The sequence below is a fragment of the Pantoea sp. UBA7232 genome (assembly GCF_002473195.1).
GTDB classification, from domain to species: domain Bacteria; phylum Pseudomonadota; class Gammaproteobacteria; order Enterobacterales; family Enterobacteriaceae; genus Pantoea; species Pantoea eucrina.
Genome location: NZ_DKTK01000006.1, coordinates 338,414 through 363,754 on the forward strand (window position 1 = coordinate 338,414; position 25,341 = coordinate 363,754).

At 57.3% G+C, this 25,341-nt stretch carries 20 protein-coding genes; 16 read left to right on the top strand and 4 right to left on the bottom strand.

Annotated features, from left to right (window positions below; translation table 11 throughout):
• The first annotated feature begins 16 nt into the window (after window positions 1-16).
• From B4056_RS04965 to B4056_RS04995, 7 genes are all read left to right on the top strand, one after another.
• Entirely contained in the window at window positions 17-1,126 is a 1,110-nt protein-coding gene (locus B4056_RS04965; RefSeq protein ID WP_094111983.1) for an SLC13 family permease, read from the top strand.
• 161 nt (window positions 1,127-1,287) lie between these two features.
• Complete coding sequence (locus B4056_RS04970) at window positions 1,288-2,439, top strand: HlyD family secretion protein (RefSeq protein WP_071669024.1); 1,152 nt, start codon at window positions 1,288-1,290, stop codon at window positions 2,437-2,439.
• The gene (locus B4056_RS04975) at window positions 2,436-4,004 is read left to right on the top strand and encodes a DHA2 family efflux MFS transporter permease subunit (protein ID WP_071669025.1); all 1,569 of its coding nucleotides are present in this window, start codon (window positions 2,436-2,438) and stop codon (window positions 4,002-4,004) included. Before B4056_RS04970 ends, B4056_RS04975 begins: the two co-directional genes overlap by 4 nt.
• Window position 4,005: 1 nt before the next feature.
• Window positions 4,006-5,520 carry an efflux transporter outer membrane subunit gene (locus tag B4056_RS04980; protein ID WP_071669026.1) on the top strand — a complete coding sequence of 505 codons (1,515 nt, stop codon included), beginning with the start codon at window positions 4,006-4,008 and terminating at the stop codon, window positions 5,518-5,520.
• Between the two features lie 242 nt (window positions 5,521-5,762).
• Complete coding sequence (locus B4056_RS04985) at window positions 5,763-7,241, top strand: sugar porter family MFS transporter (protein ID WP_094111984.1); 1,479 nt, start codon at window positions 5,763-5,765, stop codon at window positions 7,239-7,241.
• A gap of 405 nt (window positions 7,242-7,646) precedes the next feature.
• Window positions 7,647-8,048: an H-NS family nucleoid-associated regulatory protein gene (locus B4056_RS04990; RefSeq protein ID WP_039383432.1), complete on the top strand. Its 402-nt coding sequence runs from the start codon at window positions 7,647-7,649 to the stop codon at window positions 8,046-8,048.
• Window positions 8,049-8,332: 284 nt separating this feature from the next.
• The gene (locus tag B4056_RS04995) at window positions 8,333-9,925 is read left to right on the top strand and encodes an ABC-F family ATPase (protein ID WP_039383434.1); all 1,593 of its coding nucleotides are present in this window, start codon (window positions 8,333-8,335) and stop codon (window positions 9,923-9,925) included.
• 55 nt (window positions 9,926-9,980) lie between these two features.
• Here B4056_RS04995 and moeB read toward each other — a convergent pair whose 3' ends face one another.
• A complete protein-coding gene (gene moeB / locus B4056_RS05000; RefSeq protein ID WP_094111985.1) occupies window positions 9,981-10,736 on the bottom strand; it encodes a molybdopterin-synthase adenylyltransferase MoeB in 756 nt (251 codons plus the stop codon).
• Window positions 10,736-11,971: a molybdopterin molybdotransferase MoeA gene (moeA, locus tag B4056_RS05005; protein ID WP_071669027.1), complete on the bottom strand. Its 1,236-nt coding sequence runs from the start codon at window positions 11,969-11,971 to the stop codon at window positions 10,736-10,738. The genes moeB and moeA overlap by 1 nt, the downstream gene beginning before the upstream one ends.
• Window positions 11,972-12,255: 284 nt before the next feature.
• Here moeA and B4056_RS05010 point away from each other — a divergent pair, with 284 nt between their 5' ends.
• The 6 genes from B4056_RS05010 (at window position 12,256) to B4056_RS05035 (ending at window position 19,152) form a co-directional block, all read left to right on the top strand.
• The gene (locus B4056_RS05010) at window positions 12,256-13,206 is read left to right on the top strand and encodes an isoaspartyl peptidase/L-asparaginase family protein (protein WP_288654004.1); all 951 of its coding nucleotides are present in this window, start codon (window positions 12,256-12,258) and stop codon (window positions 13,204-13,206) included.
• Window positions 13,207-13,218: 12 nt separating this feature from the next.
• Complete coding sequence (gsiA, locus tag B4056_RS05015; protein WP_288654005.1) at window positions 13,219-15,054, top strand: glutathione ABC transporter ATP-binding protein GsiA; 1,836 nt, start codon at window positions 13,219-13,221, stop codon at window positions 15,052-15,054.
• A 61-nt stretch (window positions 15,055-15,115) separates the two neighbouring features.
• Window positions 15,116-16,651, top strand: a complete 1,536-nt coding sequence (gene gsiB / locus B4056_RS05020; RefSeq protein WP_288654007.1) for a glutathione ABC transporter substrate-binding protein GsiB — start codon at window positions 15,116-15,118, stop codon at window positions 16,649-16,651.
• Window positions 16,652-16,699: 48 nt separating this feature from the next.
• The gene (gene gsiC, locus B4056_RS05025) at window positions 16,700-17,620 is read left to right on the top strand and encodes a glutathione ABC transporter permease GsiC (RefSeq protein WP_288654009.1); all 921 of its coding nucleotides are present in this window, start codon (window positions 16,700-16,702) and stop codon (window positions 17,618-17,620) included.
• A gap of 10 nt (window positions 17,621-17,630) precedes the next feature.
• Window positions 17,631-18,536: a glutathione ABC transporter permease GsiD gene (gsiD, locus tag B4056_RS05030; RefSeq protein ID WP_288654011.1), complete on the top strand. Its 906-nt coding sequence runs from the start codon at window positions 17,631-17,633 to the stop codon at window positions 18,534-18,536.
• Window positions 18,537-18,702: 166 nt separating this feature from the next.
• Window positions 18,703-19,152, top strand: a complete 450-nt coding sequence (locus tag B4056_RS05035) for a DUF4385 domain-containing protein (protein ID WP_094111991.1) — start codon at window positions 18,703-18,705, stop codon at window positions 19,150-19,152.
• On the opposite strand, the gene rimO is transcribed toward B4056_RS05035, so the two are convergent.
• Entirely contained in the window at window positions 19,149-20,474 is a 1,326-nt protein-coding gene (gene rimO, locus B4056_RS05040; protein ID WP_065649744.1) for a 30S ribosomal protein S12 methylthiotransferase RimO, read from the bottom strand. The two genes, B4056_RS05035 and rimO, sit on opposite strands and share 4 nt — an antisense overlap.
• A gap of 305 nt (window positions 20,475-20,779) precedes the next feature.
• On the opposite strand from rimO, the gene B4056_RS05045 reads away from it, so the two are divergent.
• Window positions 20,780-21,415, top strand: coding sequence for a carbonic anhydrase (locus tag B4056_RS05045; RefSeq protein WP_039383457.1), 636 nt, complete (start codon window positions 20,780-20,782; stop codon window positions 21,413-21,415).
• Window positions 21,416-21,520: 105 nt separating this feature from the next.
• Window positions 21,521-22,654 carry a PQQ-dependent sugar dehydrogenase gene (locus B4056_RS05050; RefSeq protein ID WP_113654870.1) on the top strand — a complete coding sequence of 378 codons (1,134 nt, stop codon included), beginning with the start codon at window positions 21,521-21,523 and terminating at the stop codon, window positions 22,652-22,654.
• On the opposite strand, the gene B4056_RS05055 is transcribed toward B4056_RS05050, so the two are convergent.
• The gene (locus tag B4056_RS05055) at window positions 22,655-23,311 is read right to left on the bottom strand and encodes an HAD family hydrolase (RefSeq protein ID WP_039383460.1); all 657 of its coding nucleotides are present in this window, start codon (window positions 23,309-23,311) and stop codon (window positions 22,655-22,657) included.
• Window positions 23,312-23,582: 271 nt separating this feature from the next.
• Here B4056_RS05055 and B4056_RS05060 point away from each other — a divergent pair, with 271 nt between their 5' ends.
• Window positions 23,583-24,785: a serine hydrolase gene (locus B4056_RS05060; RefSeq protein ID WP_113654869.1), complete on the top strand. Its 1,203-nt coding sequence runs from the start codon at window positions 23,583-23,585 to the stop codon at window positions 24,783-24,785.
• Window positions 24,786-25,341: the final 556 nt, after the last annotated feature.

Below are 25,341 nucleotides of genomic sequence, written 5' to 3' on the forward strand. Positions count from 1 at the left end.
AAGGCCTGCCGCTATCATGCCCATCGTGCTTCGATCCTTAATGCGTGACCGTATTTTGCATTTGTTGTTACTGCTGGGTGTGATACTGCTGCCGCTGGCAGAGTATCGCTGGTCGCAGCTGCCGGCTTCTGTCGACTGGCAGACCATCATGACGCTGACCGGCCTGCTGATGCTGACGAAAGGGCTGGAGAACAGCGGTTATTTTGACGTACTGGGCGCTCGCCTGATTCAGCGCTTTCAGCATGAACGTGCGCTGGCGCTGTTTATGGTCTGCGCCGCCGCGCTGCTTTCAACCTTTCTGACCAACGATGTCGCGCTATTTATTCTGGTGCCGCTGACGCTGACGCTGCGCAAATTTTCCCATCTGCCGGTCTCGCGGCTCATTATCTTTGAAGCACTGGCGGTTAACGCCGGCTCGCTACTGACCCCGGTCGGCAATCCGCAAAATATCCTGCTGTGGAGTCACGGCTCGCTGAGCGTGGGCGGATTCATCCTGCAGATGCTGCCGCTGGCAGCTGTGCTGATGATAACGCTGGTCGCGCTGACCTGGTGGAGCTTTCCGGCGCAGCACATAGATAAACACAGTGACGCCGGGTCGCAGCAGTGGAGCCGGCGCCTGTTCAGCGTCAGCCTGCTGCTCTATATCGTATTTATCGTGGCGCTGGAGCTGAAGATGACGGGCTGGGCGCTGCTGCTGGTCGCCGCCTGCTTTTTGATCATGGCGCGAGGGGTGCTGGCCGCCATTGACTGGAGCCTGCTGCTGGTTTTTGTCGCGATGTTTATCGACGTCTTTTTGCTCATGCATCTGCCTGCGCTGCAGCCGTGGTTTGCCCGTATCGGGCAGCTGGGGGAGGGCGGTATCTATTTACTGGCTATCGGCCTGTCGCAGTTTATCAGTAATGTCCCGGCCACTATCCTGCTGCTGCAAAAAACCGATCCCTCTGTGGTGCTTGCCTGGGCGGTGAATATTGGCGGCTTTGGCCTGCTGCCGGGATCGCTGGCGAACCTGATTGCGCTGCGCATGGCGCAGGATAAAAAAGTCTGGTGGCGTTTTCATCTCTTCTCACTGCCGATGCTGGCGTGGTCAATGCTGTGCGGCTGGCTGCTGCTGCAGTGGCTTCACTGAGTGCGGGCGCTGGCTCTTCAGCGCCTTAGCCACCGCTGTGGCATAACGTGCCGCCCGTCTCTGCTTATGTAAAGTTACACTGGAATTTGTCAATTTATTATCTAATGTTAAGTTGACCGTTTATGCCCGGGGATCGGGCTTTCAGCCAGTGATGACAAATTATGAGCGAAAATCAGCAGCAGGACCCGCAGAAGCCGTCAGATAACGACAACGATCCGCAGCAGGACAACAGCCAGCAGCAGCAGGACAAAAACAGGGATGACGATCAGCCGCGTAAGCGTCCCGGTAAAAAGCCGCTGATTATTCTCGCGATTGTTGTGGTGATTATGCTGATAGTGGGGTTCTGGTTCTGGTTTACCACCCGCAATATTGAAACCACCGATGACGCCTTTACGGAAGGTAACGCCGTTACCGTGGCACCTAAAGCCTCAGGCTACGTGGTGCAGCTGCTGGTAAAAGATAACCAGCGGGTAAAAAAAGGCGATCTGCTGGTGGTGATCGATCCGCGCGACAGTGCTGCACAGCGCGATCAGGCAAAAGCACAGCTGGGGCTGGCTCAGGCTCAGCTGCATCAGGCGCAGGCGCAGCTGGCGCTGTCGCGCGTGCAGTATCCGGCGCAGCGCGATCAGGCGCTGGCGCAGCAGGCGAGCGCGCAGGCGAACTTACTTAATGCGCAGGCGGATTACCGCCGGCAGCGCGGCGTGGATCCCCGCGCCACGTCTCAGCGTAATATCGATACCGCCGCGGCGCAGCTGCGCTCAGCGGAAGCGCAGCTGCAGAGTGCTAAAGCGCAGGTTGAGGTCGCCTCACAGGTCAAACTGCAGATCCGGCAACAGGAAACAAATGTGGAAGCGCGCCAGCAGCAGGTGGAACAGGCGCAGGCGCAGCTTAATACCGCAGAGCTCAATCTCTCTTACACCGAAGTGCGTGCCCCTTACGACGGTTTTGTCACCAAACGTAACGTGCAGCTCGGCACGCTGGTGCAGGCGGGCTCAGCCCTGTTTTCGCTGGTGTCACCTGATATCTGGATTACCGCTAACTTCAAAGAGTCACAGCTGGCGCGCATGAATCCGGGTGACAAAGTTGAGATCAGCGTGGACGCATGGCCTGATATGAAACTGCACGGCCACGTCGACAGCATTCAGATGGGGTCAGGCTCACGTTTCTCCGCCTTCCCGTCGGAGAACGCTACCGGTAACTATGTGAAAATTGTGCAGCGCGTCCCGGTTAAAATCGTTATCGATAGCGGACTGGATCCGGCTCATCCGCTGCCGCTTGGACTCTCGGTAGAGCCTGAGGTGACGGTAGAATGAGTGCAGGCGAGAGCTGGCGCCCGGCCAGCAACCCCTGGCTGGTCGCCATCACGGTCACGCTGGCGGTGTTCATGGAGATCCTGGACACCACCATCGTAAACGTTGCGCTGCCGCATATTGCGGGTTCGCTCTCCTCCAGCTATGACGAATCCACCTGGGTACTCACCTCCTACCTGGTTGCGAATGGCATTGTGCTGCCGATCTCCGCCTTCTTCAGCCGCTTATTTGGCCGCAAGCAGTTCTTCCTGATCTGTATTGTGATGTTCACTATCTGCTCATTTCTCTGCGGCATTGCCACCGAGCTGTGGCAAATCATTCTGTTTCGCGTGCTGCAGGGCTTTTTTGGCGGCGGCCTGCAGCCGGTTCAGCAATCGGTACTGCTCGACTACTTCAAGCCGGCCGATCGCGGTAAAGCCTTTGGCCTCTCTTCAATTGCGATTATCGTAGCACCGGTGATTGGCCCGACGCTGGGCGGCTGGATCACCGACAATTACAGCTGGCGCTGGGTCTTCTTTATTAATATTCCGGTAGGGATTTTAACCGTGCTGGCGATTTACCAGCTGCTTGAAGATCCGCCGTGGGAGCGCAAGTGGGATAAAGGCCGGCTGAAAATTGACTATATCGGCATCAGCCTGATCACGCTTGGCCTTGGCTGTCTGCAGGTGTTTCTCGATCGCGGTGAAGATGAAGACTGGTTCGCTTCGCACTTTATTCGTCTGTTCGCCATGCTGGCCGCGGTGGGGCTGGTGGGCGCGGTCTACTGGCTGCTCTATGCGCGTAAGCCGGTCGTGGATATCCGCGTGATGAAAGATCGCAACTTCTGGGTCGCCGGTCTGCTGATGGCCGGTATGGCTATGATCCTCTACGGCAGCTCAGTGGTGCTGCCGCAGCTGGCGCAGCAGGATCTGGGGTATACCGCCACCTGGTCAGGACTGGTGCTGTCGCCCGGAGCCGTATTGATCGTGCTGACCATTCCGCTGGTACTGAAGCTGATGCCAGTTGTGCAGACTCGCTATATTATCGCCTTCGGCTTCAGCTGCCTGGCGCTGGCCTTTTTTTACTCCAGTACGCTGACGCCGGACGTGGATTTTAAAACCCTGGTGATGATGCGCAGCGCGCAATCTATCGGGCTGGGCTTTCTGTTTGTTCCGCTTACCACCATTGCGTTTGTCACCATCCCGCAGAAGCTTAACGCCGATGCGTCCGCGCTGTTTACCATGTTTCGTAACGTGGCCGGCTCTATCGGTATCTCACTGGCAACCGCCGGGATCACCGAGCGTGAACAGGTGCGTTCCGCGCACATGGTGCATAACATGTCGCCGCTGAATGAGCAGTTCAACCTGACACTGCAGCAGTGGGCTCAGGCGATCCGCGATTTTACGCAGGTAGCTGGCGATCCGCTGCAGCTTGCCGCGGGTCAGCTCTATCAGGAGATGATCGCTCAGGCGCGCATTCTGGCCTATATCGACGTGTTCACGGGACTGAGCATCGTCGCCATGATACTGATCCCTCTATGTTGGTTACTTTCGCCGATTAAGAGCGAAGGCAGTGCAGGAGCACACTAAAATGAGAACCTTTTCGCGCGTTGCGCTGCCGCTGACGCTGCTGCTGGCGGGCTGTGCCGTCGGCCCCGACTATCAGCCCCCGCGCCCGCAGACGCCCGGCAGCTTTCGCGCACTGTCGTCACAGGAAACCTCTAAGCCACTGGCCGCCGCACCCAACCCGCTCTGGTGGCGCAGCTTTAACGATCCGCAGCTCAATAGCCTGATCGATCGCGCCATCAGCGGTAACCTCTCGCTGCAGCAGGCGGTGTTACGCATCGCCGGTGCGCGGCAGCAGCTGGCGCAGGCGCGCGGGGGGCTGTTTCCCGCGCTGAATGGCTCAGCTAAAGTCACGCGCCAGCAGCTGGGCCTGAAAGGTCTGCTGAAATCCAACGGCGTATACGATCGGGTGGATGATGATATCGCCGGACAGCTGGATGGACTGAACCACTCCGTAACGCTCTATCAGGGCAGCTTTGATGCCAGCTGGGAGCTGGATATCTGGGGCAAGGTACGCCGGCAGATGGAGGCCGCCGATGCGCAGCAGCAGGCGGCTGTCGCACAGCGTGACGACGTGCTGATTTCAGTGGAAGCTGAAGTGGCGCGCGCCTATCTGCAGCTGCGCGGGGCGCAGGCGGTGCTGGCTACGCTGCAGACGCAGATAAAGGTGGCGCAGGAGACCTGGGAGCTGACGCAAAGCCAGCAGCAAAACGGGCTGGCACCGGCGACAAATGTGGAAAATGCCCGCGCGCAGCTCGCCTCGCTTAATGCGCAGCTGCCGCAGTATGAGGCGCAGGCGCGGCAGGCGATGAACGGTCTGGCGGTCCTGCTCGGTAAAACGCCCGGTGCGCTGGATAGTGAGCTGATGACGGCGAAAGCGCTACCGGCTTTGCCAGGTCTGGTACCGGTAGGGATCCCGGCGACGCTGGCGCGCCGGCGGCCCGATATTCGTCAGGCTGAGGCCACGCTTCATGCGCAGACCGCCAATATTGGCGTCTCGGTTGCCAGCCTCTTCCCGGATCTCTCCCTGACGGGGCAGCTCGGGGTCAGGAACACCGACGCCAGCTACCTTGATGACTGGAGCAGCCACTTTTTTAGCATCGGTCCGTCACTCTCTATTCCGATCTTCCAGGGCGGACGGCTGGTTTCCAGCGTGAAGCTGGCGCGGGCACAGCAGGCCAGCGCCGCGCTGGATTACCGGCAGACAGTGCTGACGGCGCTGCAGGATGTGGAGAATGCGCTGGTCAGCTACCGGGCGGATCAGCAGCAGGTTACCGCGCTGGATGAAACCACCGGCGCACTGCAGCGGACATTCGACCTGGCCAGCGACAGCTACCGGCAGGGCCTGACGACCTTTCTTGACGTGCTGGATGCGCAGCGGCAGCTGGCGCAGGCAAAAGCACAGTCGGTTCAGGCGCGTACGCAAAGCGCGCTCGATCTGGTCGCGCTCTATAAAGCGCTGGGCGGCGGCTGGGAAAATTATCAGCAGGTGACTCTGCCAGATTATGCAGTATTTGGTCCGGCCACGCAGGTCAACTGACCCCCGGGTCGTCCTGCCACCGGGACGACCTGATAATTGAAATAAATGTTCCTTTTTATGTAAGGATTAAATTTTGAGCGTATTGTCGCTGACATAAAAAGAGATTCACGCTGAGTTTATGTGATTGGTATCTGATTTCCTGGCATCAGTTATGATGAACATGGCAAAACTAAAATTTCATATTTAATTTTTATGGCAAAAATACTCTATTTTTGATGCATCTTTCAGAAATGGAGTTAGTTATGCCTCGTGAAACCTGGCTTACCCTCAATAAAGCCTCAGGGCCGAACAGTAATACGCGTACTGAACCCTTTGTTAAAGTTATTGCGGCCGTTGCCACCCTCGGCGGATTGCTGTTCGGCTATGACACCGGCGTTATCTCCGGCGCACTGCTATTCATGGGGGATGATATACATCTGACGCCATTAACCACCGGCCTTGTCACCAGCAGCCTGCTGTTTGGTGCGGCATTTGGTGCGCTGATATCGGGGCATTTTGCCGCAGCGGTCGGGCGGAGAAAAATCATTCTGGTACTGGCAACCATTTTTGCGGCCGGCGCGCTGGGCACGGCGCTGGCGCCGGATGCTGAATGGATGATTTTCTTCCGCCTGATCCTCGGGGTCGCCGTCGGCGGCGCGTCTGCCACCGTTCCGGTTTACATTGCGGAGATGGCACCTGCCAATAAACGCGGGCAGCTGGTCACAATGCAGGAGCTGATGATCGTCTCCGGCCAGATGCTGGCTTATATCTCCAATGCCGGGTTTCATGCCGCCTGGGGCGGTGAGAGTACCTGGCGCTGGATGCTGGCGGTGGCGACGCTGCCCGCAGTGCTGCTCTGGTTTGGCATGATGTTTATGCCGGATACGCCGCGCTGGTATGCCATGAAGGGGCGTCTGGCTGAAGCCCGCAGAGTCCTGGAGCGGACCCGCGCACGTGAGGACGTGGAGTGGGAGATGACCGAAATCACTGAGACGCTGGAAGAGGAGCAGCAGCAGCGCCCACGCCTGCGGGAGTTACGCCAGCCCTGGCTGCTGAAGCTCTTTTTCATCGGCACAGGCATAGCCGCTATTCAGCAGCTCACCGGCGTCAACACCATCATGTACTATGCGCCGGTAATGCTGAAAGCAGTCGGTATGGATGATAATGCGGCATTGGTTGCTACTATCGCCAATGGCGTTATCTCAGTGCTGATGACCTTTGCGGGGATCTGGCTGCTTGGGCGTATCGGACGCCGCCCCCTCGCGCTTATCGGACAGATAGGATGTACCGCCTGCCTGGTTCTGATCGGGGCCGTCAGCTACTTCATGCCGGAAACGGTAAACGGTCAGCCTGATATGCTGCGCAGCTATATGGTCCTGCTGGGCATGCTGCTGTTTTTAAGTTTTCAGCAGGGAGCGTTATCGCCGGTTACCTGGCTGCTCTTATCCGAAATTTTTCCGACGCGGCTGCGCGGTATATTTATGGGCGGGGCGGTATTTGCCATGTGGCTGACTAATTTTACTATCTCGTTACTGTTTCCGCTGCTGCTTGCATGGGTGGGGCTGTCAGGTGCCTTTTTTATTTTTGCCGCAGCCGGCTTGTTCGGAACGCTGTTTGTTTTCTGTTGCGTACCGGAAACCCGTAATCGTTCACTGGAGCAGATTGAACATTATCTGCGTGACTGGCTGACGGAAACATCGCCGCGTCAGGTAATGAGGCCATCGGCCCAGAAGGGTGGTTAAAAAAAAGATTTCTCTGATAAAACCGGCGCAGGCCGGTTTTTCTTTTTAGTCCGTCAGTCAGGTGAAGATCCACATCATTAAAACGCGCATTAAAAGTGAATAACGGATACATGATTAATTATTTTTACGCTTCGCCTGCAGGATGACACAAACTAAAATTTTGCTAACTACTTGTTTCGCTCGCGGGATTAGCAAATGAAATCGATATCAATGCAACAGCTGCCGGGAAACCTTATCAGTTTATTAACGCTTAATGTTAACCAGTGAGGGTTATCCTTACTGAACAATAACAATAAGCGAACCTGTTAAGAATAATCCGGTCTGCGAAATTAATTTATTTTTTTATTTGAATTGGGTAATCTTGCCGCTACAGTTTATTTATACCCCTTAAACAAGGACATTGTGATGAGTGACGCATTTAAAGTACTGAACAACATTCGCACATTACGTGCGCAGGCGCGTGAACTGCCACTGAGCGATCTGGAAGAGATTCTGGAAAAATTAACTGTCGTTGTGACTGAGCGTCGTGAAGAAGTTGAAGCTGAAGAAGCGCAAAACCGCGAAAAAGAAGAGAAGCTGTCTAAATATCGCGAAATGCTGCTGGCTGATGGCATCGATCCTAACGAATTACTGGGCGCACTTGAAACCGGTAAAAAACGCGCCAAGCGCGCACCGCGTCCGGCTAAATATACTTATACCGACGAAAACGGTGATGAAAAATCCTGGACCGGTCAGGGCCGCACGCCAGCAGCGATTAAAAAAGCGCTGGATGCCGGCAAGAGCCTGGACAGTTTCCTGATTAAATAAGCGACGCAATCCTTGTATATGGGAGCCGGGGGCATATTGCCCCCGGCTTTTTTTATTGGCTGACGTTTTAATTTGTGTAACAAACTGCGCTAACTGATAACGATGACGTAACGTCGGCAGGCGGGAAGCGTCTGCTGCCGGATGCCGGCAACACTATTTTGCGTCTGCTAACAATCCCTTTGCGTAAAAGCTGCGCCAACGCCAGGCGCAGACTGGCTCATATAGCCCATCTCTGGCATAATGCCCGCTGTTTTTTCATCCACCGTGTAACAAAGGTCAATGCCGTGTTAGTTTCCAGCAATATCACTATGCAGTTCGGCAGCAAGCCGCTGTTTGAAAATATCTCCGTTAAGTTTGGCGGGGGTAACCGTTACGGTTTAATCGGTGCAAACGGCAGCGGTAAATCGACCTTTATGAAAATACTGGGCGGCGATCTGGTGCCTACCAACGGCAATGTCTCACTCGATCCCAACGAGCGTATTGGTAAGCTTCGTCAGGATCAGTTTGCCTTTGAACAATATAGTGTGCTGGATACGGTCATAATGGGGCATCAGGAACTCTGGGCCGTAAAAGAAGAGCGCGATCGTATTTACGCCCTGCCAGAAATGAGTGAAGCAGAAGGCTACAAAGTTGCCGATCTCGAAGTCGCCTACGGTGAAATGGATGGATATAGCGCGGAATCCAGGGCCGGTGAGTTATTGCTGGGCGTCGGTATTCCGGTGGAGCAGCATTACGGGCCGATGAGCGAAATCGCACCGGGCTGGAAACTGCGTGTGCTGCTGGCGCAGGCGCTGTTCTCTAATCCCGATATTCTGCTGCTTGATGAGCCGACGAACAACCTGGATATTGATACTATCCGCTGGCTTGAGCAGGTGCTGAACGATCGTAACAGTACCATGATCATCATTTCGCATGACCGCCACTTTTTAAATATGGTCTGCACCCATATGGCGGATCTTGATTATGGTGAGCTGCGCGTTTATCCCGGTAATTATGATGAATATATGACCGCGGCGACGCAGGCGCGCGAACGTCTGCTGGCCGATAACGCGAAAAAGAAAGCGCAGATTGCTGACCTGCAATCTTTTGTCAGCCGCTTCAGTGCTAACGCCTCTAAATCCCGTCAGGCAACATCGCGCGCAAAACAGATTGATAAAATCAAACTGGATGAAGTCAAAGCCTCCAGTCGTCAGAACCCTTATATTCGCTTTGAGCAGGATAAGAAATTATTCCGTAATGCGCTGGAAGTTGAAGCGCTGACGAAAGGATTTGATAACGGCCCGCTCTTTAATAAGCTGAACCTGATGCTGGAAGTGGGCGAGAAGCTGGCAATTCTGGGTGCCAACGGTATCGGTAAATCCACGCTGCTGAAAACGCTGGTGGGCGAATTAACGCCAGACAGCGGCAGCGTTAAATGGTCTGAAAATGCGCGCATCGGCTATTACGCACAGGATCATGCCGAAGATTTTGCCGAAGACCTTAGCGTGTTCGACTGGATGAGCCAGTGGAAGCAGGATGGCGATGATGAACAGGCCGTGCGCAGCGTACTGGGCCGTTTACTGTTCAGCCATGATGACATCAAAAAACCAGCCAAAGTGCTGTCGGGTGGTGAGAAAGGGCGGATGCTGTTTGGCAAGCTGATGATGCAGAAGCCTAACATTCTGATTATGGATGAGCCGACCAACCACCTGGATATGGAATCGATCGAATCACTGAACATGGCGCTGGAGATGTATGAAGGCACGCTGATCTTTGTTTCACATGACCGTGAATTTGTCAGCTCGCTGGCGACGCGCGTGATGGAGATGAAAGGTGAGCGCATCGTTGACTTCACCGGTAACTACGAAGATTACCTGCGCAGTCAGGGCATTTCATAATCCTGCTCATTCTGTCTGCTTAACAGGCCGCCCGACCGGGCGGCCTGTTTGCATTTCAGGGGGCGCCACATACGTCACAGTGTGCGTCCTGCATCACTTTCATGCTGCGAAATTCAGCGCGCATTGCGTCATACATCAGCAGGCGAGAGCGGGCGGGTTCACCAAACGCGGTAAGCAGTTTCAGCGTCTCCATCGCCTGCATCGCGCCGATTACGCCCACCAGCGGGGCCATGACGCCAGCTTCCACGCAGCTCAGCGTCTGTTCGCCAAACAGGCGGCTGATACAGCGGTAACAGGGCTCGCCAGGCTGCCAGGTAAAAACGCTCAGCTGACCTTCCATGCGGATCGCCGCACCGGAAATCAGCGGGACTTTTTGCCGGAAACAGAGGCGGTTCAGCTGCTCACGCGTAGCCACATTATCTGTGCAGTCCAGCACCGCGTCATGCCGCGCAATCAGTGCGCTCAGCGTCGCATCGTCGGCCTGCACGTCACAGGTTTCAATAATGCAGTGCGGATTGATTGCCGCCAGCTGCGCGCGCGCTGATTCTACTTTGGGCTGGCCAATCGTCTCATCGCGATGCAGGATCTGCCGCTGCAGATTGCTCAGGCTGACGGTATCAAAGTCGAGCAGCGTCAGATACCCCACGCCGGCGGAGGCGAGCCAGGGGGCAGCCGCGCATCCCAGCCCCCCCAGGCCGACGATCAGCACGCGTGACTCAGCGAGCTGCTCCTGTGCGGTAAAGTCGAAGCCGCGCAGGACAATTTGCCGGTTATAGCGCAGCATCTCTTCATGCGTCAGTTCGCGTGACATTACCCCTCCAGCAGGCTGTTAAAGGGCTCAACCTCAACCCATTCACCCGCTTCTGCCGTACCGCGTTCGCGCTCCAGCACAATAAAGCAGTCGGCCAGCGCAAACGAACTGAAAACGTGAGAGCCCTGTGCACCGGTGGAGCGCACCTCCAGCACACCTTCGCTGCTGCGGCTGAGCACGCCACGCTGAAAATCGAGGCGCCCCGGCGATTTTTTCAGGCGATCCAGCGTTCGCGCACGCTGGCGCAGCGGCATTGCCGGCGTTGTCTGGCCGCTCAGCCTGACCAGCAGCGGCTGCACCAGCTGATAAAAGGTCACGGCGGCGGAGACCGGATTGCCCGGCAGCCCGCAGAACAGGCTATTCGCCAGCTGGCCGAAAGCGAACGGTTTACCTGGCTTGATCGCCAGCTTCCAGAAGCTGACAGATCCGAGTTCGTTGAGGATCTCACGGGTAAAATCAGCTTCGCCCACGGAGACACCGCCGGTGCTGATGACCACATCAGCCTGGCTGTCTGCTGTGGTAAAGGCGTGACGCAGCGCGGCCGGGTCGTCCGCGATAACGCCGAGGTCGATGACGTCGCAGCCCAGCTTGCTGAGCATCAGAGAGACGGTAAGGCGATTGGTGTCATAAATCTGGCCCTCTGCCAGCGGTTCACCCACCGCCTGCAGCTCATCCCCGGTGGAGAATATCGCCACGCGCAGTCTGCGCCGTACCGTTACCCTGGCAATGCCCAGCGAGGCGAGCAGCGGCAGCTCAGCGGCACCCAGCCGCACCCCCGCTGCCAGAACCTGATGCCCGGCGCGAATATCTTCACCAATACGGCGGATATTCTGGCCTGCGCTTACCGGCGCCGTCATCACAATACCATCCGCGTGCTGCTCCGTTTGCTCCTGCATGACTACCGCGTCGCAGCCTGCCGGTATCGGAGCGCCGGTCATAATACGGATCGCGCTGCCTGCCGGCCATTCACCGTGCCAGGGAGAACCGGCAAAGGCTTTGCCCGCCACGGCAAGCGGCGCGCCAGCGCCGAGATCGCTCAGCCGTACCGCGTAGCCATCCATTGCGGAGTTATCAAATGAGGGGACATCCAGCGGTGAAACCACCGCCTCTGCGGTAATGCGCCCGGCAGCATTAGCCAGGCTAACCTGTTCAGTCCCGCTGACCGGTTGCAGCGGTTGCAGCATCATGTGCTGCGCCTCTTCCAGTGAAATTAAGCCTGCGGTGTTGGGTTCCATATCGCTCCCTGGCGGATAAATGTCAGATGTCACCTATTATGGGTTAAGGCGCTGGCGTAAGGCCAGACCCGTTTGGCGCGGCCGCACAGATCGCGCGGTGAGCCGCCAATGGGGTCTGCCGGCAAAGGAAAAAGATATAAAGCCTGAGAAAAGGTTATGATGGCTGATGCACTTTCTGCTTTACAAGCTGCCGGGTGCTTCCTATAGTCGAAAATTGTCTGAAAATGATGAAAACCATTCTAAATCAGTGTTTTTTCTGCTGATAATCCTGACAGGTGCAGCTAATGACCAGGGCAGTAATCGCTATCCACGGCGGCGCGGGCGCGCTTTCCCGCAGTACCATGAGCGCGACGCGCGAGCAGCAATACCGGCAGCAGCTGCACGACATTGTCGCAGCGGGGCAGCAGATTCTGGCCGCGGGCGGCAGCGCGCTGGATGCGGTGACAGATGCGGTGCGGCGGCTGGAGGCGTGCCCGCTGTTTAATGCCGGACGGGGCGCGGTGTTCACTCATCAGGGCACACACGAGCTGGACGCCAGCATCATGGATGGCCGCACGCTGCAGGCGGGCGCAGTAGCGGGCGTCAGCCATATTGAACATCCGATCCTCGCCGCGCGTAAAGTGCTGGAGGCGAGTCCCCACGTGCTGCTGCTCGGCGCCGGCGCAGAAGCCTTTGCCGTGGCGCAGGGGCTGGAACCCGTTGCCGCTGACTTTTTCTCAACGCCAGAACGCCTGGCGCAGCTGCTGCGCGTGCGCGACAGCAACACCACGCAGCTCGATCACGACGCGGCTGCTACGCCGCTGGATGAGGATCGCAAACTCGGCACCGTGGGTGCGGTGGCGCTGGATCTGCACGGCAATCTTGCCGCGGCGACTTCAACCGGTGGCATGACCAACAAGCAGGCTGGCCGCGTGGGCGACTCGCCGCTGATTGGCGCTGGCTGCTATGCCAGCAACGACAGCGTGGCTGTCTCCTGCACCGGTACCGGCGAAGTCTTTATGCGAACGCTGGCCGCTTATGATGTTGCGGCACAGATGAAATATGCAGGACGCTCGCTGCAGCAGGCGACCGCCAGCGTCATCCACGACACCATTCCGGAGCTGGAAGGCAGCGGCGGGCTGATTGCAGTTGATGCGCAGGGTAACCTTGCACTGCCGTTTAACAGCGAAGGCATGTACCGGGGTTTTGCTTACGTTGAGGGTGCCGTTGAGGTGGCCATTTACCGCGACAGCTAAGGAGCAGGCAGAATGGAACAGCAACAGGTGCTGGCGGTACGCGATCTGTGCGTCACTTTTCAGCATGAAGAGAGTAAAACTGAAGCGGTGCGTCATCTTTCGCTCGATCTGCTGCGGGGAGAAACCCTGGCGCTGGTCGGGGAGTCTGGCTCAGGGAAATCAGTGACGTCACTGGCGCTGATGCGCCTGATTCAGCAGGCGGGCAGCGAGATCAGCGGTGAGATAAAGCTGCGCCGCCGAAACGGAGAGATCCTGGACGTCATGCGCGCGTCGCCCGGTCAGATGCGGCAGGTGCGCGGCGCTGACATGGCGATGATCTTTCAGGAGCCGATGACCTCGCTGAATCCGGTATTTACCGTGGGCGAACAGATTGCTGAGTCAGTACGACTACACCAGAAGATGAGCCATCAGCAGGCGCTCGCTGAAGCGCGGCGCATGCTGGATCTGGTACGCATTCCGGATGCGCACGCTATCCTGTCGCGTTATCCGCATCAGCTCTCTGGCGGGATGCGCCAGCGCGTCATGATTGCGATGGCGCTCTCCTGCCGGCCCGCACTGCTGATTGCCGATGAGCCAACGACGGCGCTGGATGTCACTATTCAGGCGCAGATCCTGCAGCTTATCCGCGTGCTGCAAAAAGAGATGCAGATGGGCGTGATTTTTATCACGCACGATATGGGCGTCGTCGCTGAAATGGCCGATCGCGTGCAGGTCATGTATCGCGGCGATGTTATCGAACAGGCGCCGGTGCAGCAGCTGTTTAACGCGCCGGCTCAGCCTTATACCCGCGCGCTGCTGGCGGCCGTGCCCCGGCTGGGCGCGATGAGCGGGCAGCCACTGCCGGCAAAATTTCCTCTGCTGAGCACCACCGGGCAGGAGGCGCCGGCTCTGCCGCAGGATACCGTGCGTCGCGATCGCCCGCCGGTGCTGCAGGTGCGCGACCTGACAACCCGCTTCGACCTGCGCAGCGGTCTCTTTAACCGGGTTACGCGCCGGGTACACGCGGTAGAGAAGGTGAGCTTTGATCTCTATGCCGGTGAGACGCTGGCGCTGGTCGGGGAGTCGGGATGCGGTAAATCGACCACCGGTCGTTCACTGCTGCGGCTGGTCGCCAGTCAGGGCGGCAGCATCACCTTTAACGGTCAGCGTATCGACGCGCTGCAGGAGAGCGCGCTGGCGGCGCTGCGGCGCGATATTCAGTTTATTTTTCAGGATCCCTACGCCTCGCTCGATCCGCGCCTCACGGTAGGCTTTTCTGTGATGGAGCCGCTGCTGGTCCATCGCGTGATGAGTCGCGCGCAGGCGGAGAAGCGCGTTGCCTGGCTGCTGGAGCGGGTAGGGCTGCAGCCGGAGCATGCGCAGCGCTACCCGCATGAGTTCTCAGGCGGCCAGCGGCAGCGCATCTGTATTGCGCGAGCGCTGGCGCTGAATCCCAAAGTGGTCATTGCGGATGAGTCCGTGTCAGCGCTGGACGTCTCGGTCCAGGCGCAGATTATCAATCTGATGCTGGATCTGCAGCGGGAAACCGGCATCGCTTTTCTGTTCATTTCGCATGATATGGCGGTGGTGGAGCGTATCAGCCACCGTGTAGCGGTGATGTATCTGGGGCAGATCGTTGAGACAGGACCGCGCCAGGCGGTGTTTGAGCAGCCGCGTCATCCTTATACCCGCAAACTGATGGCGGCCGTACCGGTGGCGGACCCGGCACACCGGCATCGCGAACGGGCGTTAATGGTTGATGAGATCCCCAGCGCCGTACGTCCGCTGGGGGATGAGCCGGACGTCGCGCCGCTGCTGGAGGTGGCGCCAGGACACTTTGTGGCACGCCATGCGATCGGTGGCGCCTGACGAATAACATAGCGTCCTGAACCCAGGACGCAGCACAAGGGACTACAGGAGAAGCACCATCATGCACCAGATTATGCGTAACGGGATTATCACCGCTGGCGTGCTGAGCGCTGCGCTGACGCTGCCCGCCTGGGCGGCAAAAGATGCGGTCATTGCCGTGGGCTCAACCTTTACCACGCTGGATCCTTACGACGCCAACGACACCTTGTCGCAGGCGGTTGCCAAATCTTTCTATCAGGGGCTGTTCAGCTTCGATAAAGAGATGAAGCTGGTAAACGTGCTGGCTGAAAGCTCTCAGGCCAGCGATGACGGGCTCACTTACACCATCAAACTGCGTTCCGGCATTGAATTTCAGGATGGTACCGATTTCAACGCTGAGGCGGTTAAGGTGAACCTCGATCGCGCCAGTAATCCTGATAACCATCTCAAACGCTATAACCTGTTCAAATATATTGCGACCACGGAAGTGGTCGATCCGCTCACGGTAAAAATTACGCTGAAGCAGCCTTTTTCAGCGTTTATCAACAACCTGGCGCATCCGGCGGCGGCGATGATTTCGCCCACTGCGCTGAAAAAGTATGGCAAAGAGATTGGCTTCCATCCGGTCGGCACCGGCCCTTATGAGTTTGAAACCTGGAATCAGACCGATTTTGTCAAAGTGAAAAAGTGGGCGGGATACTGGAAGCCGGGCTATCCGAAACTCGATACCATTACCTGGCGTCCCATCGTGGATAACAACACCCGCGCGGCCATGCTGCAGACCGGCGAGGCGACGTTTGCTTTTCCGGTGCCCTTTGAGCAGGCCAAACGCCTTGAAAGTAACGCTAAGCTGAACGTCATTACCACGCCTTCAATCATGCAGCGTTATATCAGCCTGAACGTCACGCAAAAGCCGTTTGATAACCCGAAAGTGCGTGAGGCGCTGGAATATGCCATTAACCGTGAGGCGCTGGCAAAAGTGGCGTTTGCCGGGTATGCCACGCCCGCTACCGGTATCGTGCCGCCCTCTATCGATTTCGCTCAGCGTTATCCGGCTATCAAATACGATCCGGCTAAAGCGCGGGCGCTGTTGAAAGAAGCGGGCTACGGCAACGGCTTTGAGACCACGCTCTGGTCCTCGCATAACCACAGCACGGCGCAGAAAGTGCTGCAGTTTACCCAGCAGCAGCTGGCGCAGGTGGGCGTAAAGGTGAAAGTCACCGCTATGGATGCCGGACAGCGCGCTGCGGAAGTGGAAAGCAAAGGGCAAAAAGAGAGTGGCGTACGCATGTTCTATACCGGCTGGTCCGCCTCGACCGGTGAGGCCGACTGGGCGCTGACGCCGCTGTTCGCCACGACCTCCTGGCCGCCAGCGATCTTCAATACCGCGTTTTACAGTAATCCGCAGGTGGATAAAGATCTGGCTGATGCATTAAAGACTACCGATCGTGAACGCAAAGCGCAGCTCTATAAAGATGCGCAGGATCGCATCTGGAATGACCATCCGTGGATCCCGCTGGTTGTCGAGCAGCTGCTCTCGGCCAGCAACAAAAACCTGACCGGGTTCTACGTCATGCCGGATACCTCGTTTAATTTCGACGAAGCGGATCTGAAGTAACCAGACTGGCCAGCCGCTCCGGCTGGCCGCTGCTGCGCAGGATGTTGCATGCTCAACTACTTTTTAAAACGCTTGCTGGGACTGATCCCCACGCTGCTGATTGTTGCCGTACTGGTGTTTCTGTTTGTACATCTGCTGCCCGGCGATCCGGCCCGTCTGATTGCCGGCCCCGAAGCGGATGCCTCCGTTGTTGCGCTGGTACGCAGCGAGCTCGGGCTGGATCAGCCGCTGATCCAGCAGTTCTGGCATTTTATTTTCAATGCGCTGCAGGGAGAGTTTGGCCAGTCGCTGGTCTCAAAACGCCCGGTGGCGGACGAAATTGCGCAGCGCTTCTACCCGACGCTGTGGCTGACGCTGACCAGTATGGCGTGGTCAGTGCTGCTGGGTATGGCGCTGGGTATTGTCTCTGCCGTGTGGCGCAACCGCTGGCCCGATCGCATCGGCATGACGCTGGCGGTTTCCGGCATCTCGTTCCCGGCCTTTGCGCTGGGTATGCTGCTGATGCAGATCTTTTCGGTGGAGCTGGGCTGGCTGCCCACCGTGGGCGCAGATAGCTGGCAGCACTTTATTCTGCCTTCTCTCACGCTGGGCGCTACCGTTGCCGCGATTATGGCGCGCTTTACCCGCGCCTCATTTATTGAGGTTTTGCAGGAAGATTACATGCGCACCGCCCGGGCTAAAGGCGTGCGCGAATCGCTGGTGGTGGTGAAACATGGGCTGCGCAACGCCCTGATCCCGGTGGTCACGATGATGGGCCTGCAGTTTGGTTTTCTGCTGGGAGGATCGATCGTGGTGGAGGTGGTGTTTAACTGGCCTGGTCTCGGTCGCCTGCTGGTGGACTCCGTGGAGATGCGGGATTACCCGGTGATTCAGGCGGAAGTTCTGCTGTTTTCACTGGAATTTATCCTGATCAATCTGATTGTCGATATGCTTTACGCGGCAATCAATCCGGCTATTCGCTACAAATAAGGAGTCGCGATTGAAAAACTGGCGACGCGATGCGGTGGTGAAACAGCTGCCGCACCTGACGGAAAACCGGGTGCGTACCCCGTGGCGTGAGTTCTGGCGCCGTTTTCGCCAGCAGCATGTGGCGCTGCTGGCGGGCAGCTTTGTCCTGCTGCTGATTGTACTGGCCTTTATTGCGCCGTGGATCGCGCCTTTCGATGCGGAAAACTATTTTGACTACGATCGTCTGAATGAAGGGCCGTCGTGGCTGCACCTGTTTGGCGTGGACTCGCTGGGGCGGGACATTTTCAGCCGGGTGCTGGCAGGCACCCGTATTTCACTGATGGCGGGATTCTTCTCTGTCATTATCGGCGCGTTGATCGGTACGCTGCTGGGTCTGCTGGCGGGGTACTATGAGGGCTGGTGGGATCGGCTGATTATGCGCATCTGCGACGTGCTGTTTGCCTTTCCCGGTATTCTGCTGGCGATAGCGGTCGTCGCCATTATGGGCAGCGGGATGAGCAACGTTATTGTGGCGGTGGCGATTTTCAGCATACCTGCGTTCGCCCGGCTGGTGCGCGGTAACACGCTGGTGCTCAAGCAGCAGACCTATATCGAGTCGGCGCGCAGCATTGGCGCGTCAGATCGCACGATTATTTTTCGGCATATTTTGCCCGGCACGATTTCCTCCATCATGGTCTATTTCACCATGCGTATTGGTACCTCAATTATCACCGCCGCCAGCCTCTCTTTTCTGGGGCTCGGCGCACAGCCGCCTACGCCGGAGTGGGGAGCAATGCTGAATGAAGCGCGAGCGGATATGGTGATGGCGCCTCACGTCGTTATTTTTCCCAGCCTGGCGATTTTCCTGACCGTTCTGGCGTTTAACCTGCTGGGTGACGGCCTGCGCGATGCGCTGGATCCAAAACTGAAAAGCTGAGCAGCGAACCGGCCCGGGCTACTAAAAGTGTCTAATATTAAAGGAGCAGCGATAACGCTTTCACAGATTTTCCCCGGGCCGTTGCGCAGGACGTTGCTCCGCCGGTAAGGATGCTGCCGGCGCAAAGCCGTCCCGGTGGCAGCTCAGGGCGCAAAGGAGAAGAGAGATGGAACCGTTTGATTATCAGCAGGATTATAAAAATCTTGATTTGCGACAGCACCCTGAGCTTTATCGCGTGGGGCGGGGCGAGCAGGGCGTACTGATGGTGGAGCCTTACAAAAGTGAGATTTTGCCCTGGTGGCGTTTTCGTACCGTAGAGGTAGCGAAAGAGTCCTCGGAAAAAATCATGCAGCTGTTTGAAGCGTATCGCGAGAAAGATGATTTTGTCGGTATGGATATGGCGCGCAAATTTATTCAGATGGGGTATACGCGCGCCCGGCGCTACAGCAATCATCAGGGAGGACGTAAATATGATGCGGATGGCAAAGAGCTGCCGCGCACGGTAGAAAAAGAGAAGGCCGCAGCGGCGGCCATCTTTAAAGCGTGCTGGGATAAATTACGCGCCGACGAAGATTATCTGAAGCGTAAAAAAGCGCACCAGCAGAAATATGGTTAGATGCGGCTGCCCCACAGATCGTATTCGTCCGCGTGCTCCACTTTCACCCGCACCACATCACCTGCTTTTACCTGCCGGTCGCCGTTGAGATAGACGGCACCGTCGATTTCCGGTGCGTCTGCCATGCTGCGTCCGACGGCACCTTCTTCATCCACTTCGTCAATGATGACCAGTATTTCGCGGCCCACTTTCTCCTGCAGGCGTTCGCTGGAGATCTGCTGCTGCAGCTGCATAAAGCGGTCAAAGCGCGCCTGTTTTACCTCTTCCGGAACCGGATCCGGCAGCTGATTGGCGGTGGCGCCTTCTACCGGGCTGTACTGGAAGCAGCCTACGCGATCGAGACGCGCCTCTTTCAGGAAGTCGAGCAGCATCTGGAAATCTTCTTCGGTTTCACCCGGGAAGCCCACGATAAACGTAGAGCGCAGCGTCAGCTCCGGACAGATCTCACGCCAGCGCTTGATGCGCTCCAGCGTACGCTCCACGGCTCCCGGACGCTTCATCAGCTTCAGGATGCGCGGGCTGGCGTGCTGCAGCGGAATGTCGAGGTAGGGCAAAATTTTGCCTTCTGCCATCAGCGGGATGACATCATCCACGTGCGGATAGGGATAAACATAGTGCAGGCGTACCCAGACGCCGAGTTTTGCCAGCTGTTCACACAGGCTCACCATGCTGGTTTTTACCGGCGCACCGTTCCAGAAACCGGTACGATGTTTCACATCCACGCCGTAAGCAGACGTATCCTGCGAGATCACCAGCAGCTCTTTCACGCCTGACTCAGCCAGACGCTTCGCTTCATCCAGCACGCTGCCAATCGGACGACTGTCGAGATCGCCGCGCATGGACGGAATAATACAGAACGTACAGCGGTGGTTGCAGCCTTCCGAGATTTTCAGATAGGCGTAGTGGCGCGGCGTCAGTTTCACGCCCTGCTCAGGCACCAGGCTCAGAAACGGGTTATGAACAGGTTTAGGTACATAGGTATGCACGTGCTCAAGCACCTGCTCATAGCTGTGCGGACCGGTGATCTCCAGCACTTTCGGATGCACTTCGCGGATCTGATCCACTTTGGCACCCAGACAGCCGGTGACGATCACTTTGCCGTTTTCATTCAGCGCTTCACCAATCGCTTCCAGAGATTCCTGAACCGCGCTGTCAATAAATCCGCAGGTATTAACGATAACGATCTCCGCGTCATCGTAGCGTGGTACCACGTCATAGCCTTCAGTACGCAGTTCCGTCAGGATACGTTCTGAGTCAACGAGGTTTTTAGGACAACCGAGTGAGACGAAGCCCACGCGTGGCGGATTAGTGACATGGCTCATAAGGATAAAAATTCATCATAATTAGTATGGACAGGAGCGCGATTGTACAGAGGTTGCAGCGGAAAATGTATAGCTGAAGCAACAATCTGCCTGCCTGCAGAATATGAATGCAGCGCTATGCTTAGAGTGCACGGCGCAGCCTGACGCCGGGTATTTCAGCCCGCAGCGGGTTGTGCGGTTGCTGCGATTTTGCTTAAATGACGGGTTGTTGAAGGTAACTTATTCTCAACGCTGAAGAATTTAAACGCGTGCGCTGGCAGGCTATGCGATGACAGCGCAGCAGTGCATAGAGTGAGAGCAGACAAATGCAAGAGATCGTCAAAGGTTTTCTGAATTTTCAACAGAACGTATTCCCTGAAAGGAAGGATCTTTTCAAGAGTCTGGCTTCCAACCAGAATCCTAAAGCGCTGTTTATCTCCTGTTCAGACAGCCGTCTGGTGCCGGAGCTGGTCACGCAGCAGGAGCCAGGGCAGCTGTTTGTGATCCGCAACGCCGGCAACATTGTGCCACCGTTTGGCCCGGAGCCAGGCGGCGTCTCTGCCACCATCGAGTATGCGGTACTGGCGCTGGGCGTAACGGAAATCATTATTTGCGGTCACTCCAACTGTGGCGCAATGAACGCGATCGCCTCCAACGCCGATCTGGAAAACATGCCGGCGGTCGATCACTGGCTGCACTACGCTAACGCCGCAAAAGCCGTGGTTGACGAGCGCAACTACGATTCTGTTGAGGTGCGCCTTAATGAGATGGTGAAAGAGAACGTTATAGCGCAGCTGAACAATATCAAAACGCATCCTTCCGTCTCGGTTGCTTTGCGTAAAGGCAAGCTGCGTCTGCACGGCTGGGTTTACGATATCGAAACGGGGAAAATCAACGCCCTGACCAAAGGCGGCGCAGAGTTTATCTGCCTGTCTGACAACCCTGAAACCTGCTTCGAGTAATCTCCTCCAGCCCGGCCTGCGCCGGGCTTAATGTTTTGTAAATTTCCCCCGCTGCTGCGTGCGCGCTGTCTACCCTTAACGGCAGAGCGAATACAGGAGCAACCTATGCATATCTGGCGAGCAGCGCTGATTTCCGGCGCACTAAGCTGTTCTTCTCTGGCGCTGGCTGCGGATGTGGCGGTAGAGGTGCTGCAGGACAACCTCTCTCATCCCTGGTCGGTGGCCTTTTTGCCGGATAACCGCACGCTGCTTATCACCGAGCGCACCGGTCAGCTGCGCAGCTGGCAGCCTGAGGGCGGCCTGTCGAAGCCGATTCAGGGCGTGCCGCAGGTCTGGGCTGAGCGGCAGGGCGGGTTACTGGATGTGGTTCCGGCACCTGATTTCGCGCAAAGCCGCCGCGTATGGCTGAGTTACACCACGGCCGATAGCCGCGGGCGTGCCGGTGGCGTCGTGGGTTACGGTCAGCTGAGCGAGGATATGCAGAAGCTTAACGGGTTTCGCGTGGTGCTGGAGCAGACGCCTAAACTCTCCGGTGGTGCCAATATCGGTACCCGGCTCGCCTTTGACCGGCAGGGCTTTCTCTATGTGGCGTTTGGCGACAATTTTGTCAGCAGCAGCGCCCGGCAGCTGGATAAGCTGTCAGGAAAAATTGTTCGCCTGACGCAGGAGGGTGGCGTACCGCAGGATAATCCGTTTGTTCACACCCAGGGCGCCCGTCCGGAGATCTGGAGCTATGGCGTGCGTAATCCTCAGGGGCTGGCGCTGAATCCCTGGACGGGAGAGATGTGGGAGAGTGAGCACGGGCCGCGCGGCGGCGATGAGGTAAACCGGCTGGAGAAAGGCCACAACTATGGCTGGCCGCTTGCCACGTACGGCATCGATTACAGCGGGCAGCCGGTGCCGGAAGCGAAGGGCACGCAGGTCGCAGGAACCGACCAGCCGCTGTTCTGGTGGAAAGTGTCACCGGCTCTCAGCGGCATGGCGTTCTACACCAGTACGCGCTTTCCGCAGTGGAAAAACGCGCTGTTTATCGGTGCACTGAAAGATAAAAGCCTGATCCGGCTGCGCGTTGAGGGCGATCGGGTCACGGAGGAGGAGCGGCTGCTGAGCGATCGTAATGAACGTATCCGCGATGTGCGTCAGGGGCCGGATGGCTGGCTTTACGTACTGACCGATGAAGCCAGCGGTAAATTGCTCCGGGTAGGCGTGCAGCCGGAGCAGGCTGAAACAGGTAACTAATCAGCGCGCCCAGCGGCAAATCTGCCAGCCGCGCTGCTCCGCCTCATGCTGCAGGCGCGCATCCGGATTGACTGCCCAGGCGTGGTCAGCCCAGGCCAGCAGCGGCAGGTCATTAAACGAGTCGCTGTAGGCCCAGGTGCGTGTGAAACTGAGCGCCTGCTGACGGGCCTGCCAGTCGCGCAGGCGAACCACTTTACCTTCGCGATAGGTTGCGGTGCCGAGCATAGAGCCGCTGTAGCGGGCATCAACAACTTCAGCATGAATAGCCAGCGCACCGTCCACGCCCAGACGTTCAGCGATAGGAATGGCAAGGTGGTCGCCACTGGCGGTCACGATCAGCACCTTATCACCACGCTGCTGATGCCACTGAATGCGCTCCCGTGCGGCAGGAAACACACGCGGCAGGATGTCACGGTGGATAAAGCGTCTTATCCAGCCAGCCACGGTCGGCGTGGCCATGCCAGCCAGCGGTGCCAGCGTGGTGTGCATATACTCTTCAATGGGCAGCTCGCCGGCGTAATAACGCTGCATCAGCCTGCGATCCTCATCAATCACTGTTTCAGGCGCAAATCCCTGTGACACCAGCCAGCGCAACCAGAGGCTGGTGCTGTCATCACATATCAGGGTTTCATCAAGATCGAACACGGCAAGATCCATAATGCTCTCCTCAGGCTGACTGATCCCAGCGTAGCGGAATTTTGTGACAGGCTTAGCTTTTCCGGACAAATTCAGAATTGTGCGCAGTTTTTTACCACCGCTGACGGCTTACACTGGACCGGACAGGATGTTGACCTGGATTAATATAAGAAAACTTAATTAACTTTACGATTCAACGGTTTTTTTCGCCAGCGCGAACCGTTAGCGTTTTACACGAGATCTTCCCCGCCCGCGAAAGCCCCGATTTTACAAGGACAATCTGGTTACGCCCATGAAACTACACCTTTGCGCATCGTTATTACGGCCCCTGGCTGCCTCCTCGCTGTTGTTTATTTTCCCGGCTGTTTCTCAGGCCGTTGACGCTCCGGCTGCACCGCAAATCGAGGCCAAAGCCTGGGTTCTGATGGACTATAACAGCGGCAAAGTTCTGGCTGAATCGAATGCCGATCAGCGGCTCGACCCTGCCAGTCTGACCAAGATGATGACCAGCTATGTGGTAGGGCAGGCGCTGAAATCAGGAAAGATCCACAACGGTGATATGGTGACGATTGGCCAGGATGCCTGGGCGACCGGTAATCCAAAGCTGCGCGGCTCATCGCTGATGTTCCTCAAGCCCGGCGACCGTATTCCGGTATCAGAATTAAATAAAGGCATTGTTATTCAGTCCGGCAACGATGCCTGTATTGCGCTGGCAGATTATGTTGCCGGCAGCCAGGATGCCTTTATCGGGCTGATGAATAACTACGTTAAAGCCTTCGGTCTGCAAAATACCCATTTTATGACGGTGCACGGTCTGGACGCGGAAGGGCAGTACAGCACCGCCCGCGATATGGCGATTATCGGCCAGCGGCTGATAAGCGATGTGCCGGACGAGTATGCGCTGAACAGTGAGAAAGAGTTCACGTTTAACAATATTAAGCAGCGCAACCGCAACCGGCTGCTCTGGAGCTCCAACCTGAAAGTGGACGGCATTAAAACCGGACATACCTCAGGCGCAGGCAACAATCTGGTGGCGTCTGCCGTTGATGGCGATATGCGTCTGATCTCGGTCGTGCTGGGCGCACAAACCGACGCCATTCGTTTTCGCGAAAGTGAAAAGCTGCTGACCTGGGGATTCCGTTTTTATGAAACGGTAACGCCTATCAAGGCAGATAAGCCGTTTGCCCGCCAGCGCGTCTGGTTTGGTGATAAGGGAGAAGTGGATCTCGGCGTGGCGAAAGATGCGGCGATTACCGTACCTAAAGGTCAGATGAAAAATCTGAAAGCGAGCTTTACCCTGAATACGCCGCAGCTGGAAGCCCCCATCGCTAAAAATCAGGTTGTCGGCACTATCGATTTCCAGCTGGATGGAAAAACCATCGAGCAGCGCCCGCTGGTGGCGATGGAAGCCGTACCGGAAGGCAGCTTTGTCGGGCGGATCTGGGATTTTATTATGATGAAATTCCACGGCTGGTTCGGGAAGTGGTTTAGTTAGGAAGCGGGGGCTGGTTACGGGCCGGTTCCGTTCGCCCCACGGGGGCTGGTTCCGTTCGCCGTCAGCTGCAGGGGCGCAGATTAAGCGCCGGTTCCGTTCGCCGTCAGTTGCGGCGGCGGCCTGTGCTCCGGCACGGCGCTGCTGCCCCGGGGCCGGTTCCGTTTGCTCCGGGGCCGGTTCCGTTCGCCGTCAGCGGCGGCAGCAGCCTGTGCCCCGGCACGGCGACCGGGCAGAGGACGCCTGGCCGCGCCCTCTGCACTCCCCGGCCCTGCGCCAGCCCCGTCCGCCGCGCGGTTCCCCGGGACCGGCCGCCATTCGCTCCTGCTCACCGCGCCCTCCCGCCGACGTCCTGTCTGCTCATCCCGGAACCGTGCCCTCCCCCGGCGGACCCGGATGGCGCTTCCCGCCGCTGCTGGTTTTTTCTCTTTTTCTTACGTTTTTTATGGCTGAAGGTTTCGTGAAGAAGCTTCAGACCACACCGCAACACTTTTAAAAAAACAAAATGAAAAATTTACAGGCGGGGAGGAGGGGCGCCATCCGCAGCGCCGGGCGCAGA

Excerpts from the sequence above, each read along its gene's own strand:
- B4056_RS04965 (WP_094111983.1), top strand. The coding sequence starts at position 17 with ATGCCCATCGTGCTTCGATCCTTAATGCGTGACCGTATTTTGCATTTG.
- B4056_RS04970 (WP_071669024.1), top strand. The coding sequence starts at position 1,288 with ATGAGCGAAAATCAGCAGCAGGACCCGCAGAAGCCGTCAGATAACGAC.
- B4056_RS04975 (WP_071669025.1), top strand. The coding sequence starts at position 2,436 with ATGAGTGCAGGCGAGAGCTGGCGCCCGGCCAGCAACCCCTGGCTGGTC.
- B4056_RS04980 (WP_071669026.1), top strand. The coding sequence starts at position 4,006 with ATGAGAACCTTTTCGCGCGTTGCGCTGCCGCTGACGCTGCTGCTGGCG.
- B4056_RS04985 (WP_094111984.1), top strand. The coding sequence starts at position 5,763 with ATGCCTCGTGAAACCTGGCTTACCCTCAATAAAGCCTCAGGGCCGAAC.
- B4056_RS04990 (WP_039383432.1), top strand. The coding sequence starts at position 7,647 with ATGAGTGACGCATTTAAAGTACTGAACAACATTCGCACATTACGTGCG.
- moeB (WP_094111985.1), bottom strand. The coding sequence starts at position 10,736 with ATGTCACGCGAACTGACGCATGAAGAGATGCTGCGCTATAACCGGCAA.
- moeA (WP_071669027.1), bottom strand. The coding sequence starts at position 11,971 with ATGGAACCCAACACCGCAGGCTTAATTTCACTGGAAGAGGCGCAGCAC.
- B4056_RS05010 (WP_288654004.1), top strand. The coding sequence starts at position 12,256 with ATGACCAGGGCAGTAATCGCTATCCACGGCGGCGCGGGCGCGCTTTCC.
- gsiA (WP_288654005.1), top strand. The coding sequence starts at position 13,219 with ATGGAACAGCAACAGGTGCTGGCGGTACGCGATCTGTGCGTCACTTTT.
- gsiB (WP_288654007.1), top strand. The coding sequence starts at position 15,116 with ATGCACCAGATTATGCGTAACGGGATTATCACCGCTGGCGTGCTGAGC.
- gsiC (WP_288654009.1), top strand. The coding sequence starts at position 16,700 with ATGCTCAACTACTTTTTAAAACGCTTGCTGGGACTGATCCCCACGCTG.
- B4056_RS05035 (WP_094111991.1), top strand. The coding sequence starts at position 18,703 with ATGGAACCGTTTGATTATCAGCAGGATTATAAAAATCTTGATTTGCGA.
- rimO (WP_065649744.1), bottom strand. The coding sequence starts at position 20,474 with ATGAGCCATGTCACTAATCCGCCACGCGTGGGCTTCGTCTCACTCGGT.
- B4056_RS05045 (WP_039383457.1), top strand. The coding sequence starts at position 20,780 with ATGCAAGAGATCGTCAAAGGTTTTCTGAATTTTCAACAGAACGTATTC.
- B4056_RS05050 (WP_113654870.1), top strand. The coding sequence starts at position 21,521 with ATGCATATCTGGCGAGCAGCGCTGATTTCCGGCGCACTAAGCTGTTCT.
- B4056_RS05055 (WP_039383460.1), bottom strand. The coding sequence starts at position 23,311 with ATGGATCTTGCCGTGTTCGATCTTGATGAAACCCTGATATGTGATGAC.
- B4056_RS05060 (WP_113654869.1), top strand. The coding sequence starts at position 23,583 with ATGAAACTACACCTTTGCGCATCGTTATTACGGCCCCTGGCTGCCTCC.